Here is a 13,099-nt window from a genome sequence, read left to right as displayed (position 1 = left end):
GTTCTCCTCTCTTGATCTTATTTAGTAGTTTGTGATCAATCCATCCTTCACGATCAATTGACGCGGAAGTGACGCGAACGTCTCGCACCCATTCTCTGTCACCCGTAAAGCTTCACTTGCTTCAAATCCGTAATGATCCAACCAGATTCCAGGGATCAGATGGAAAGTCATATTAGGCTGTAAAACTGTTTTATCGCCTTTACGGATACTTGCTGTATGCTCACCCCAATCTGGAGGGTAGTTTAGTCCCACGGAATATCCTAGACGTGACTCCTTGATGATCCCGCTTTTCACGATGGTCCTCCTCCAGGTTTCTTCAATTTCCTCACAATAAATACCAGGTTTGATCATATCCAGACAAGCATTCAATCCTTCAACCACAATATCTGAAAGTGCCCTGACTTTTACTGTAGGCGGACCGATATTCAATGTTCTTGCAAGTGGGGAATGATACCGTTTATAACAACCTGCGAGTTCTAAAATGACAGCATCGCCTCTCTTATAACGCTCTTCAGTCCATGTCATATGCGGGGTTGATGTTTTCTCACCAGATGGAAGAAGTGGTACAATGGCCGGATAGTCCCCGCCAAATTCAGAGGTACCACTTATTTGTGTGTGGAATATTTTAGCTGCTACATCACATTCCCTCACACCTTCTTCAATCATCTCGATTCCTGCCATCATGGCATTTTCTACGATTTTTGCAGCACGTTCCATATACTCGATTTCAGTATCTGATTTCACGATACGGACCCAGTTGACGAGTAAGGTAGCATCTTTAAATGCAGCATTCGGCAACCCTTTTTTCAGATGCTCGTAACACTTGGCAGTAAAATAGTAATTTTCCATTTCAACACCGATTGAACGCCGTTCCTGGCCAATCTGTTTTAATATTTCAGCTACGAAATCCATGGGATGTTTTGAGTCCGATTGGACATAATCATCAGGGTACGGAATAATATTTTCATGGTACAGCCAAGTGGTTAATTTAGCTCCATTCGCGTCCTGTCCCCGGCCGATCCAAATCGGTTGATCCTCATCATCTATGATTGCCAGCATCTGATGAACGTAGAAAGACCATCCATTATAACCCGAGAGATAATACATATTAGCAGGGTCGGTGATGAGCAAAACTTCAATTCCTTGTAATGCCATTCTTTCTTTTGTTTTGCGGATCCTCTCTTTATATTCCTTTGTTCCAAATGACATGAGGCTATCCCCCTTACTTTTTAGTTGTGTAAATTTTTAGAATATTTATTTTTATTTCATTATAGTAAATGTAAAGTATTTTTTTCATCTGCAAAAATGTATGAACTTTTTAATCATCCAGTAGTCAATTTTGATAATAATCTTAACCATTAGAAAAGCCTGGACAGAGTTCAATCGTCTCCATCCAGGCAATCGGTCAGCTATATTAACTGCTATACACTTATTTATATTTTCTTTTTTAAGATCCACTGACTTTCGACAAACTGATTTTCCATGTCTTTATACTTAAATCCAATAAAAATAGATCATCGGGGTCGATCAAGGATAGCCCGGTCAGTGATTCGATCTTTCGTAAACGATATAGCAGAGACTGTCTGTGCAGATTTAACGCCCGGGATGTCTTGCTTACATTTCCGTTAAATTGATTATAGGTTTGGAATGTTCCGATCAAGTCCATGTTTCTCTGTTCGTCATAGTGAATCAACGGGTCGATCGTTGACATGATGACGTCCTGCATATTTGGATTTTCCGACAGACTCAAAAGCACTCGGTCCACCCGGGTATCTTCATACAAGGTACGCTGCCCGATTCCTTTTTTAGTTCTTCCGATCTTTAATGCGACCTGTGCGTGTTGATAACTATCTTTGAACCCCTCTAAACCTTCATGGTAGTCGCCGCTCCCCCATGAATTGATCACCCCAGGAAGAAGATTGCGTAAACGACGTTCGACAAGATCCAAGAAGTCAGCAGGATCCTCACTTATTTGCTCCCCTGTAGATTGGAGATAAATAATCAAATGTTCCCCTTGATCCGTCATCATCACATTTCGATCAAGTGACCGGCCGGCATAGATGATTTCTTCCTCTATATAACGAATCATGCTCTTAAACCAATGTTCGTATGAATGGTAATCTTGTTTGTATTTCTCAAAAACCGCTTTCAGGTTTTCTGGAAGCCCAACAATACAAATATATGGAACCTTCAGATTGTACCCAAGTAATTTTGCTCTTGAATCTGCTTGATCAAATGAATGGAATTCTCCTTTTGCAAGTTCTTGCACAAAATCACTTCGAAGACGCATTTTTGTCTCTTCCACAGCATTTTTGCGTGCAAGCCAAAGGGCAATTGTAGTTGCTGCGTGATCCAAAACGTTGACCCGAAATTGTGTCAAAAATGAATCCATCGGCATATCCGAAGGAACTGCAATAAACAAATAACCTTGAGGATTCCCTGATGCCTTTAGAATAGGTAATCGTAATACAGACTTGCCCCCTATTTCAAACGCTTTGAATTTCTGGAACATAGGATCATGCGTAACAAGCGAATCTTCACTTTCAACTGGAACACTTTTTGGCAAATAAGTGCCGCCTCTCTCGCTTTTTTCAGAGAATCCTCTAAACTTATCGCTTTTCCCCTGGAAGACTCCAGATTCATCAGTCAAGAAGGTTGGGTAGCCAGTATGTTTTTGGATCAAATTTAAAATTGCCGGAATATCCGTATCTTGTAAAATCAAGTTCAGGAATTCTTGTTGGATTTTCTCAGATTTAAGCCGTTCTTCCCGGTGAATTCCATTCAGTTGCGCCATCACTTCTTCTACAATGTTTGCAAATCGGACTTCCCACGGGATTTCAATGAGGATGAAATCATTCTTTTCTGCTAATTCGATCACTTCTATTGGAATGTCAAAAATATGCCTACCTAAGGCAATAACAAGGGTGGATGCTTGGGATTCAATTATATCCTTTACAAATTGTTTTAGTGTTTCAAGGTCCTGCCCACAACCAATGGTTGTACTTAACACAACTTCATTTTTACGTACAAAATTCTCTACCGGCATTTCCATGGCCGAAATCCATTGGACGTAGCGGTCCTCAAGAAGATTTTCACCCGTTCTTACTCTCGCATCTTTCATGATATCAAGTTCTAAAAAGTCCTTCACCGATAATTTCATCATTTTCCCTCCTCTGCCTGCTCAGGAAATTCGTATTTAGAGGGCTATTTTAATTTTTATCAAATTTATCTAGTATGTTTTGTGATATCCTTCCCGCTGTAATTGTGAAGTATATCTTGAACTACAGATAGATCCACATTGTTTCCACTTATAATGACAACGATTGGTCCCTTTTGTGGTGTGAATTGATCATCTAACAATGCGGCTATGCTTGTTGCTGCGGCGCCTTCCATGATCATACGGTGATGGTCCATCATAAAGGCCATACTGCCAGCAATTTCTTTCTCCGGAATAAGAATGATGTCATCCATCAATTGCTGGACTAACCTGAATGTATACCGGTTTGCAAGTCCTATACCACCTAGTAAACTATCAGCAAGGGTGTACTGTTCTTCTAATTGGACAGGTTTTCCTGCTCTTAAACTCTCATACATTACTGCTGATTGCTCCATTGATACTCCAGTTATTTTTATGCCCGGATCGTTTGATTTCAATGTGAGACTTATACCAGAAAGCAGTCCTCCTCCAGATAGTGGTATGATGACATCGGTTAAGTCAGGGACATCTTCCAGCAGTTCAAGACCGATTGTCCCCTGGCCTGCAATGACATAAGGATCATCAAAAGGGGGAACGACTGTCATTCCTTTCTCCCTTTCCAATTGATAACAACGTTCCCCTGCCGCATCTTGACTATCACCATAGATTTCAATAGTAGCGCCAATTCTTTTTAATGAATCAATTTTTGCTTTTGGTACACGATTGGAGATACATATGACCGCCTCAATTCCTAGCTTTTTAGCAACATGGGCAACCGCAAGCCCGTGATTTCCAGTTGAAAAAGTAACGACTCCTCTCTTTTTCTCCTCTTCACTTAAGCTCAGTATTTTGTTCGCTGCACCCCTTACTTTGAATGAACCAGTGTTATGTGTATTTTCAAGTTTTAAATAAACAGGACGTCCTATTTTTTCTGACAGTATGTAAGATTCAATCAATGGTGTCTTATGGAGGAGAGAAGAAATCTTCTTTTTAGCCGACCAAATATCCGAGATGGAGATGTCTCTATTTTCTTTTCTGACATGATTGGAATGCTCCACTTTTTTCCTCCTCATTCACGAAGATTTTTAATGTATTTTTATGATCACATTATTTTCCCTATTATAACTTTTACCTGCATGGGCTTGTCTAGTTAAATTTTGAATATAATAAAAATTCGAAAATATACCCCTCTCACAAAACACAGAAAAGAACAGAAAAAAAGAGCTGGCTTCAGTTTTAGCCAGCTCGAATTTTTAAACTTATTTTCCTGTATCTTTCCAGCTATCATCCAACAACATTTTTCCGGGCCACGTATATGCTTGAACACCACCGTCTGCTAGAATGTCTTCGCCTGTTACAAAGGAACTTTCATCTGAAGCAAGAAATAGTGCAACATTTGCAATTTCATGCGGTTTTCCTAAGCGTCCTAAAGGAGTAACCCATTTCTGGGCTTCCCGGAAGACGCGGCCGTCTTCGTCTTCTTTACTTCCTGCTAATATATCAATGAGCGGTGTTTCGATCGTGCCTGGGGCAATGGAATTGACCCTTATCCCTTCTCTTGCGTAGTCTATGGCCATAGCCTTTGTCAAATTTATGATGCCGCCCTTCGCCGCATTATAACCAGAGCGGTCGAGATCTGCTGCACGACCGGACATTGACGAAACATTTATAATAGATCCACCACGATCAAGCATTAATGGTATGATATATTTACTCATCAAGAAAGTTCCTCGTAAATCAACTTTAATAATTTCGTCAAATAATTCTAGCGGGTATTCATGAACCTTGCCGCCTTCCTGATCAACGCCAGCATTATTGAATAAAACCTCAACCGCACCATATTCCTGTTTTACATTCTCGGCGAAATTTTTAACGCTTTCTTCTTTGGATATATCCAAATCGAATGCTTTCGCTTCTCCGCCTCGTTCTTTGATGGATTCAACTGTTTCATTCATTTCCTCTATTTTCACATCTGCGCAGATGACATCGGCTCCCTTATCCGCAAACACTTCCGCGGTCGAGCTACCGATGCCTGTAGCAGCACCTGTAATGACTGCAACTTTGTTCTCAAGCCGTTTCATACGCTACTCAACACCTCACAATTCTTGGGCTTCATGTTATTGTTTATCAATCGTGTTTTGGAGATCTTTCAAGCTGTCTATAGTCGCTTGAGTCAATTCATCTACTTTTTCCACATCAGGCTGTTCTTTTTGTGCTTCATTAATTAGAGGGTAAAGACTTTCTTCGACTTTTTCATAATGCTCAGGATACTGTTCTTCTACTTTCTTCTCAATCATGTCCCACTCTTCCTCAATGGTCTTTCCATTTTCATTTAATGTTTCCACATCATCGGAAGATTGATCAAGAGTGGTTTCCATAGATTCAACTGTGCCTCGAAAGTTTTCAATTTCCGAACTTAAATCTTCATCAGGATCTCGGTCTTCGCTTTCTTGATCATCTTGCTGTCCTGATTCACTTTCATTTTGACTTTGCTCCGGGTCGTTCTTGTTTTCTTGATTTTCTTCTGATCCACAAGCCCCTAAAAATAATCCAAGGATAAGAATGAAGTTTAACAATTGAAGTCGTTTCATATTGATCCACCTTTCTTCGGGGTTTTACCACAGCATTTCCACAGAATCTGCTAAACTAAACACTAATTGGGATAATTCACTAATTTGGTCTAACAGTCTCCGGCTTTCTTCCTAATTATTGACTTGGAAATTGTAATATTGGTTGAAAACCTTAAAAATTTTATCTTTTAGTTCCTTAACACTTTAATTAAGCAGAGTTTGGGCGTACAATGGAACATAATCTATCCGCTTCCCAAACTAATAACAAAAAAATAAGGAGTTTTCAAGATGAGTCAAGAACTTACCATTGTAAAAAGCGCAAACATGCAAGAAAAACCACAACCGGACCAGATTAGATTCGGTAGAAACTTTACAGATCATCTTTTTATCATGGATTATGAAACGGGAAAAGGGTGGTATGAGCCGCGGATTGTCCCTTATGAACCCCTTATGTTAGACCCAGCCGCAATGATTTTCCATTATGGGCAAACAGTTTTCGAAGGATTGAAAGCCTATCGGTCTGGGGATCGTATCTTACTGTTCCGACCGGAGAAAAACTTTGAACGGTTGAATCGTTCCAGTGAACGATTGAGCATACCGCCGATCGATGAAGAACAAGTGATGGGATATTTGAAGGAATTGATAAGGTTGGAAAAGGACTGGGTACCATCTTCTCCTGGTACTTCACTGTATATTCGTCCTTTCATCATCGCGACAGAGCCGAACCTTTCTGTCACTCCTTCTAAAACGTATAAATTCATGATCCTCCTTTCACCGGTAGGACCCTACTTTTCAGGTGGGTTGACCCCCGTTAAAATCCTGGTAGAAGATAAGTTCACTCGAGCTGTTAAAGGTGGTACCGGTATGGCTAAGACGGCAGGAAACTATTCTTCCGCCTATCAGGCACAAGCAAAAGCATACTCTGAAGGAAATGCAGACGTATTATGGCTTGATGGGATTGAAAAACGATATATTGAAGAAGTCGGCAGCATGAATATCTTCTTCAAAATCAATGGAGAAGTCGTGACACCAGCATTAAATGGAAGTATATTACAAGGAATAACAAGGATGTCTGTGATTGAACTGCTGAAGGAATGGGGAATCCCCGTAACAGAAAGAAGAATCTCCATTGAAGAGCTGTATCAGATTCACGAGGATGGTGGGTTGGAAGAAGCATTCGGTACTGGTACGGCTGCAGTCATTTCCCCAGTTGGAGAATTGAACTGGCTCGGGAAGAAAATGGTGATCAACAACCATCAAATAGGTGAGTTATCACAGAAGCTGTACGATACGATTACAGGCATTCAGACAGGTAACCTTGAAGACCGACATCAATGGACAGTAGAAGTAAAATGATAACCTCAAAAAAGGCGCCTTCCATCATGAAGTCGCCTTTTTAGATTATCGTTTGTTCATCTCACTCGGTTTAGGTCCTTTCCGTTCATTACGGTCAAACGAATCAATTTTTTCGATGTCTTCCCCGCTTAGCTCGAAATCAAATACATTGAAATTCTCTTCTATGCGGGAAGGTGTTACAGATTTCGGAATGACGATCGTATCGTTTTGTAAATGCCATCGGAGGATGACTTGAGCTGGTGTTTTGTTGTGTTTTTTCGCTAATTCCCCTATGGCTTCGTTTTTCAAAACTTCTCCACCTTGCATAAGAGGACTCCATGCTTCAACATAGATATCATGATCTCGGCCAAATTTCTTAAGTTCTTTTTGGGCTAAATAAGGATGGCATTCTACTTGATTGAGAACAGGCGTCACATCACATTCATCAAGTAAGCGCTGCAAATGATCCTGATCGAAATTACAGACGCCGATCGCTTTTACACGTCCATCATGATACAACTTTTCAAGTGCTTTGTAAGTATCAACGTATTGGTCATACTCTGGTGTGGGCCAGTGAATCAAATATAGATCGACATAGTCGAGTCCAAGCTTTTCTAAGCTCTCTTCAAAAGCACGGAGAGTATTTTCATTTCCTTGATCTGAATTCCATACCTTTGTTGTGATAAAAAGCTCATCCCGTGGTATGTCACTCTGTTTGAGTGCTTCACCGACTCCACGCTCATTGCCATAGATAGCAGCCGTATCAATAGAACGATATCCAACATCCAATGCTTTTTTTACTGTATGTACCGCCTCTTCATTTTCTACCTGCCATACACCAAAGCCTAATTGTGGCATTTTCAGTCCATTGTTCAACGTTACATATTGCATGTTGTACAGCTCCTTTTCATTTGGGTTATCAATAGTTTACCAATTTACACTTTAAACTTCATTTCAGACGACTTCCAAAAAGGTAACTAGAATAGACCTATCCAATGGTACTGTCTGATTTTTGTCTGTAGCACCAATTAAATTTTGTTTATCCCTTAAATAGCAGTGCATTTATTAGAACGAAAACTGTATAAAGTGACATCAAAATCAAAATTGGAGCTGTGACCACTAAAGATATGTAAAACCTAGGCCAGTATTTTTTCTAACATACTCATCCAAATAAAGTTTGCAAATGATCTTCATGCGGGAATAATACATATATAATATGAATTTGAGGATGATGCTGGATGAAGCATGTTGTGTTTTATGATGCAGAATGCCCTTTATGTTCAAAAGCAAGAATTGTGATTGAAAGATTGGATTGGTTCCAGAGAATATACTGGATTCCAATTCAGCAAATTGAAAAAACCGAATATAAAGCGTTTATAACCCAAAACCGTAAAGTATATGACGAAATCCATATGATCACTTCTAAAGGAAAAGTTCTTACAGGGTTTAACACGGTCCGTAGAATTTTTTTGTTGTTGCCAGTCTCCTTTCCAATTAGTTTAATTTTATATCTCCCTTTCATTGAAAAAGTCTTCAGTCCAATCTATATGTGGGTTTCTAAAAACCGTTTCAGGTGGTTTGGGCGGTATGAAACAACAAAAGTCCAATAAATTTAAAGGAGTTGTCATAAAAATGGCAACTCCTTATTTGTTGATGAAATATCATCATCTTTTAAAGCAAATTCCGTTAATTATGCTCCTCAAAAACAATCAAGTTTACAATCACCATTTAGTCGTACTATAATATTATATATTTAATTCTGATAAATCACATAGGAAATGGAGGTAATCGTTATGGCTATGCAACAACCTGCCATTGACAATAAGACGAATACATTAGAACATCCTGGTCTGCCTTCTCCTCAAACCTTGCTGGTTACAGGCGGCCTCATAACTGCATTAGCATTGAGCGTTGTGATATTTTCTACAGCTGGGCTTCAGCAAAGTATGACGATGTGGATTGGTCTTTTATTAGGTTATACATTATTCCATGCAAGATTTGGTTTTACATCAGCGTTCAGGCGCTTGTTGGCAGTCGGAAACGGAGAAGCATTACGGGCGCATATGATTATGATGGCTGTGGCATGTACATTGTTTGCACCGATTCTTAGTATGGGGATCGGGGCATTCGGTAACACACCTGCTGGTTATGTTTCACCAGTTGGCACGAGTGTCGTTGTTGGTGCTTTCCTTTTCGGTATAGGCATGCAGCTAGGCGGCGGCTGTGCCTCTGGTACTCTCTATGCAGTCGGGGGTGGCCGGTCCGCAATGTTCATTACGTTGATTGCGTTTATCGTAGGCTCAGTACTTGGTGCTTGGCACTGGGATTTCTGGGTCAACCAGACACCATCGTTTGAACCGATATCTTTAGCGACAAGTACTGGTCTCGGTTATACAGGCGCTTGGATGGTTCAAATCCTAGCCTTCGCGGCTATTTTCGGTACAACATATCTAATTGCCAGGAAAAGGAACGTACCTGCGATGAAACCACTGCCTAGCGGCAAAGGTTTTTCACGTATCCTGCGTGGTTCTTGGCCATTATGGGCTGCAGCAATCTTATTGGCGGTTCTTAATGCAATCACACTTATTGTCCGAGGCCAGCCTTGGGGCGTTACATCCGCATTTGCATTATGGGGATCAAAGGCAGCTATGGCCCTTGGAATTGATGTTACACAGTGGGCCTACTGGTCTGGAGATAAAGCTGCTGCGTTGAATCAGTCAGTTCTGTTTGATTCTACTAGTGTACTCAATTTCGGTGTCATCCTAGGTGCATTCTTAGCCTCTGCTGCAGGAGGGGTCTTCGCACTTAAAAAAATTGGAGCTAAACGAGCTTCAGCTGCCATCATCGGAGGCGTTATGATGGGTTATGGCGCACGGATCGCGTTTGGTTGTAACATTGGTGCTTACTTTGGAGGGATTGCTTCATTCAGTCTCCATGGATGGGTCTGGATGGTGATGGCACTCGCCGGGACATTCATCGCGCTTTATCTCAGACCATTATTTGGAATGTCTGTCCCAAAACCAAAAGATACATTTTGTTAAGCATGAACTGCCTTTCTGTTAAAGAAAGGCAGTTTTTATGTTTAATTCCCTATGAATCGGTTATAGAGTATTACAAATCAAATAAAAGTACAGATCCTATTACTAGAAGGAGGAATCAACTATGGCTGTCCTTCAACAGTTTATGACTGAAAACGTTAAGACCTGTAGCCCATCCGATGATATTCGATCGGTTGCTAGTGTAATGGCTGATGAAAATGTAGGTATGGTTCCCGTTGAAAGTGATGGAAAATTAGTAGGATGTGTGACGGATCGGGATATAGTGGTCAATGGCCTCGCAAGAGATGTTGGAAGCAACGAAATTCTTGTAGGTGACATCATGACAGAAAAAATCATATCGGGTAAACCTGATATGCCGGTGGAAGATGCCTCTTTACTCATGCAAGATCATCAAATCAGAAGGTTAATGATCGTTGAAGATGGAAAGCTGAAAGGGATTGTTTCTCTTGGAGATTTAGCTGCCTCTAAACAAGCTGATCAGGCAGCGGGTAACGCATTAAGTGAGATTTCCAAATAAACTACTTCCTATTCCCTGAAAGTAATAGTACGAAAATAATATGTTTAGTAAAATTGAAAAAATGTTGTTTATCAAGAAAGAATTCGGGTACAAGTTCAATATAGAAAAGCACAACAACTTTTCTAAAATAACTTTGGAGGTGTTTATGATGGCAACAAATTATAAGACTGGTGAAAAAGCTCCTGAATCAGGCACGTACAAGGTAGATAAGTTAGTCAATGGAAACAATTCAAATGAGGACAATACCGAAGTAAAACTTGAAGAAGGTGATCAATTTCCCCCATCACCTTCAAGTAATGAAGCAGCTTTTTGGGTGAAATCCTCATAAATTGAAACGAATACGAGAAAGTTTTGAACGAGAGGGGCTGTGTTGACACAGCTCCTATTTCTTTTTCTAAGGCTTCAATATAACTTTGATGCAGTCGTCTTCATGATCATTGAATAATTTATAAGCTTTGCTTGCATCGTGAAGAGTGATTTAATGAGTAATAATGTCTGTCGATCGAATTCTTTATCCGTGATTTTTTGGAAAAGTTCAGGCATATAGTCAGGTGCCTGCCCCATTTTTAGGCTGATATTCCGTGAGAGAAATGCTCCAAGAGGAAAGTTATTGTAGTTACTTCCATACACACCCGTAATTTGAAATGTACCATATTTTCGTACTGCTTTTGTTGCAATTTGAATCGGTCCTAGCGTTCCTCCTTGAATTTTCAATTTTTGATCGATGAATTCGAGAGGTGATTTTTTTCCATCCATCCCTACACAATCAATGGCCACATCTGCCCCGCCTAATACTGCATCAACCTCTCGTAACAAGATATCGTCAAGTTTTTTGAAGCGTATGAATTCTTCCTCAGCCAAATAGGTCTCCATATTGGAACTCATAAGTATTCTCCTAACTCTTGATCTGTAGTATAGTGTAACAAAAACAGTTTTAATTTTGTATGAACAAGTTTATTTGAATCAATTCTTTTATAACTGATTATAAATTATTGTGCTCAATTACTTTTATCCATAAAATTATTTTGTTATAATCATAATTAGATTTCTGAAGAGGAGCGTTGTCCTGATGGAAGATAAATATCCTGAGATAATGACGGTTTCACAGGTTGCGGAATATTTGCAGATCAGTGAAATGACAACTTACAAACTCGTGCAGGAAAAGAAAATCCCCGGTTTTAAAATCGGCCGTCATTGGCGGGTGAAAAAAGAAGACCTCTCTATTTTTATTGAAAAATTGAAAAATGGTGAAAAAATCTAATCAAAGCGGTGAATGTTCGTGTTAAAAAATAGTGGTGAGCGCATTATACCTGATGAAATGAAGCCTACAAACGGTCTTTATCTAGAACATATAGCCCGATATTACTTTTCCCTGCCATATATAAAAGGCAGGGTTTTAGATATTGCTTGTGGTTCAGGGTATGGAAGTCAATTCATTGCAAAATCAAAGAAAAAGACGATAACTGAGCTGATTGCGGTAGATAATGTATCAGAAGTAATCGATTATGCTTCTATACGTTACAATCATCCTCTTATTAAATATCATGTAGCGAATGCTCTCGACCAAGAGTTGGTTTACACTATTGGAACCTTTGATACCATTCTGAGTTTCGAAACAATCGAACATGTTCCAGATGAAAAAGCATTCCTCAAGAATTTATATGGATTGTTAAATCCTGACGGGATGTTGATTTTATCAACCCCTTTTGGTCAAGGAAGGTATGAACCATGTGGCTCTCCATTTCATTATTTCCAATTAACCCCTGGAGAATTTGAAGAACTTTTCACTCCTTATCAATTCTCTGAATTGGAAATCTATCATCAACGCGGTGTAACGATTGAACCACCTAGAAATGAAGCGAAATATTCGCTCGGTGTAGCTGTTTGTAAAAAATAGTTTGATAAACAACCCAGCCAGGGGGTGTATCAACACACATAGGACGCCATAAAAATGGGCTGCCTTCAAAAATCAGGTTTGAAAGAAGGTGTATTGTGTGGAAAATGTTATTATCAAGAAATTTCATGAAAATGAAATCCGTTTTGCATTCGTGAACCACGGACGTTTATATACTTTATTAATGGTCAAGGAATCGTACTGGTTATTAAAAACGTTTGATAAGGACTTGATTGAGAATCCGATCCATTACAAGAACTTGTTGAATGAATTCTTTTCAAACTGGGAAATTCTGAATTTTTTAGCAGAACAGGATATAAAAATATCCGATGTACATGTAGAAAATGATGATCGAAAGAAGGAGTTTATGTGACGTGGCGGTTTTCGTAATTTGTGACGAATGCAGAGGAACTGGAAAAGTGAAAAGGAAAGGGTTCCTCTGGGGTATGAAAAGCTGCCCTCATTGCATTGGGACAGGACGCATACTTGAACGAACTTACCGATATAAACGTTTAAGGTTGAATAGGA

The 13,099-nt window shown here is 39.7% G+C and carries 14 protein-coding genes and 1 pseudogene; 8 read left to right on the top strand and 7 right to left on the bottom strand.

The genetic code is table 11. The features are described 5' to 3' along the window. Positions 1 to 21: 21 nt before the first annotated feature. The 5 genes from ACJROX_RS17015 to ACJROX_RS16995 form a co-directional block, all read right to left on the bottom strand. A complete protein-coding gene (locus ACJROX_RS17015) occupies positions 22 to 1,209 on the bottom strand; it encodes a M24 family metallopeptidase (protein ID WP_408006396.1) in 1,188 nt (395 codons plus the stop codon). Between the two features lie 238 nt (positions 1,210 to 1,447). Then, a complete protein-coding gene (locus ACJROX_RS17010; RefSeq protein ID WP_408006394.1) occupies positions 1,448 to 3,160 on the bottom strand; it encodes a PucR family transcriptional regulator in 1,713 nt (570 codons plus the stop codon). 65 nt (positions 3,161 to 3,225) lie between these two features. Next, positions 3,226 to 4,254, bottom strand: a complete 1,029-nt coding sequence (gene eutB, locus ACJROX_RS17005) for a hydroxyectoine utilization dehydratase EutB (RefSeq protein WP_408006393.1) — start codon at positions 4,252 to 4,254, stop codon at positions 3,226 to 3,228. Between the two features lie 201 nt (positions 4,255 to 4,455). After that, positions 4,456 to 5,277 (bottom strand): SDR family oxidoreductase, encoded by an 822-nt coding sequence (locus tag ACJROX_RS17000; RefSeq protein ID WP_408006392.1) that lies wholly within the window; start codon positions 5,275 to 5,277, stop codon positions 4,456 to 4,458. Positions 5,278 to 5,313: 36 nt separating this feature from the next. Continuing rightward, a complete protein-coding gene (locus ACJROX_RS16995; protein ID WP_408006391.1) occupies positions 5,314 to 5,787 on the bottom strand; it encodes a hypothetical protein in 474 nt (157 codons plus the stop codon). A gap of 267 nt (positions 5,788 to 6,054) precedes the next feature. Between ACJROX_RS16995 and ACJROX_RS16990 the strand changes: the two genes are divergently transcribed. Next, a complete protein-coding gene (locus ACJROX_RS16990; protein WP_408006390.1) occupies positions 6,055 to 7,122 on the top strand; it encodes a branched-chain amino acid aminotransferase in 1,068 nt (355 codons plus the stop codon). 45 nt (positions 7,123 to 7,167) lie between these two features. On the opposite strand, the gene ACJROX_RS16985 is transcribed toward ACJROX_RS16990, so the two are convergent. After that, positions 7,168 to 7,992: an aldo/keto reductase gene (locus ACJROX_RS16985; RefSeq protein ID WP_408006389.1), complete on the bottom strand. Its 825-nt coding sequence runs from the start codon at positions 7,990 to 7,992 to the stop codon at positions 7,168 to 7,170. A 347-nt stretch (positions 7,993 to 8,339) separates the two neighbouring features. On the opposite strand from ACJROX_RS16985, the gene ACJROX_RS16980 reads away from it, so the two are divergent. The 4 genes from ACJROX_RS16980 (at position 8,340) to ACJROX_RS16965 (ending at position 11,005) form a co-directional block, all read left to right on the top strand. Next, positions 8,340 to 8,711, top strand: a complete 372-nt coding sequence (locus ACJROX_RS16980; protein WP_408006388.1) for a thiol-disulfide oxidoreductase DCC family protein — start codon at positions 8,340 to 8,342, stop codon at positions 8,709 to 8,711. 183 nt (positions 8,712 to 8,894) lie between these two features. Further along, positions 8,895 to 10,142, top strand: a complete 1,248-nt coding sequence (locus ACJROX_RS16975; protein ID WP_408006387.1) for a YeeE/YedE family protein — start codon at positions 8,895 to 8,897, stop codon at positions 10,140 to 10,142. Between the two features lie 121 nt (positions 10,143 to 10,263). Continuing rightward, a complete protein-coding gene (locus ACJROX_RS16970; protein ID WP_408006386.1) occupies positions 10,264 to 10,677 on the top strand; it encodes a CBS domain-containing protein in 414 nt (137 codons plus the stop codon). A gap of 148 nt (positions 10,678 to 10,825) precedes the next feature. Continuing rightward, positions 10,826 to 11,005, top strand: coding sequence for a YjzC family protein (locus tag ACJROX_RS16965; RefSeq protein WP_408006385.1), 180 nt, complete (start codon positions 10,826 to 10,828; stop codon positions 11,003 to 11,005). Positions 11,006 to 11,071: 66 nt separating this feature from the next. Here the strand turns inward: ACJROX_RS16965 and ACJROX_RS16960 are convergent. Beyond that, a pseudogene (locus ACJROX_RS16960) lies at positions 11,072 to 11,526 on the bottom strand (glutathione-dependent formaldehyde dehydrogenase); the annotation flags it as partial. Positions 11,527 to 11,746: 220 nt separating this feature from the next. On the opposite strand from ACJROX_RS16960, the gene ACJROX_RS16955 reads away from it, so the two are divergent. From ACJROX_RS16955 to ACJROX_RS16945, 3 genes are all read left to right on the top strand, one after another. After that, positions 11,747 to 11,938: a helix-turn-helix domain-containing protein gene (locus ACJROX_RS16955; RefSeq protein ID WP_225064476.1), complete on the top strand. Its 192-nt coding sequence runs from the start codon at positions 11,747 to 11,749 to the stop codon at positions 11,936 to 11,938. 12 nt (positions 11,939 to 11,950) lie between these two features. After that, a complete protein-coding gene (locus ACJROX_RS16950) occupies positions 11,951 to 12,574 on the top strand; it encodes a class I SAM-dependent methyltransferase (RefSeq protein ID WP_408006384.1) in 624 nt (207 codons plus the stop codon). 97 nt (positions 12,575 to 12,671) lie between these two features. Continuing rightward, positions 12,672 to 12,944 (top strand): hypothetical protein, encoded by a 273-nt coding sequence (locus ACJROX_RS16945; RefSeq protein WP_408006383.1) that lies wholly within the window; start codon positions 12,672 to 12,674, stop codon positions 12,942 to 12,944. Positions 12,945 to 13,099 lie beyond the last annotated feature (155 nt).

It is taken from the genome of Pseudalkalibacillus sp. A8 (genome assembly GCF_045920555.1).
Lineage (GTDB): Bacteria > Bacillota > Bacilli > Bacillales > Fictibacillaceae > Pseudalkalibacillus.
This window is presented reverse-complemented; position numbering and strand designations above follow the sequence as displayed.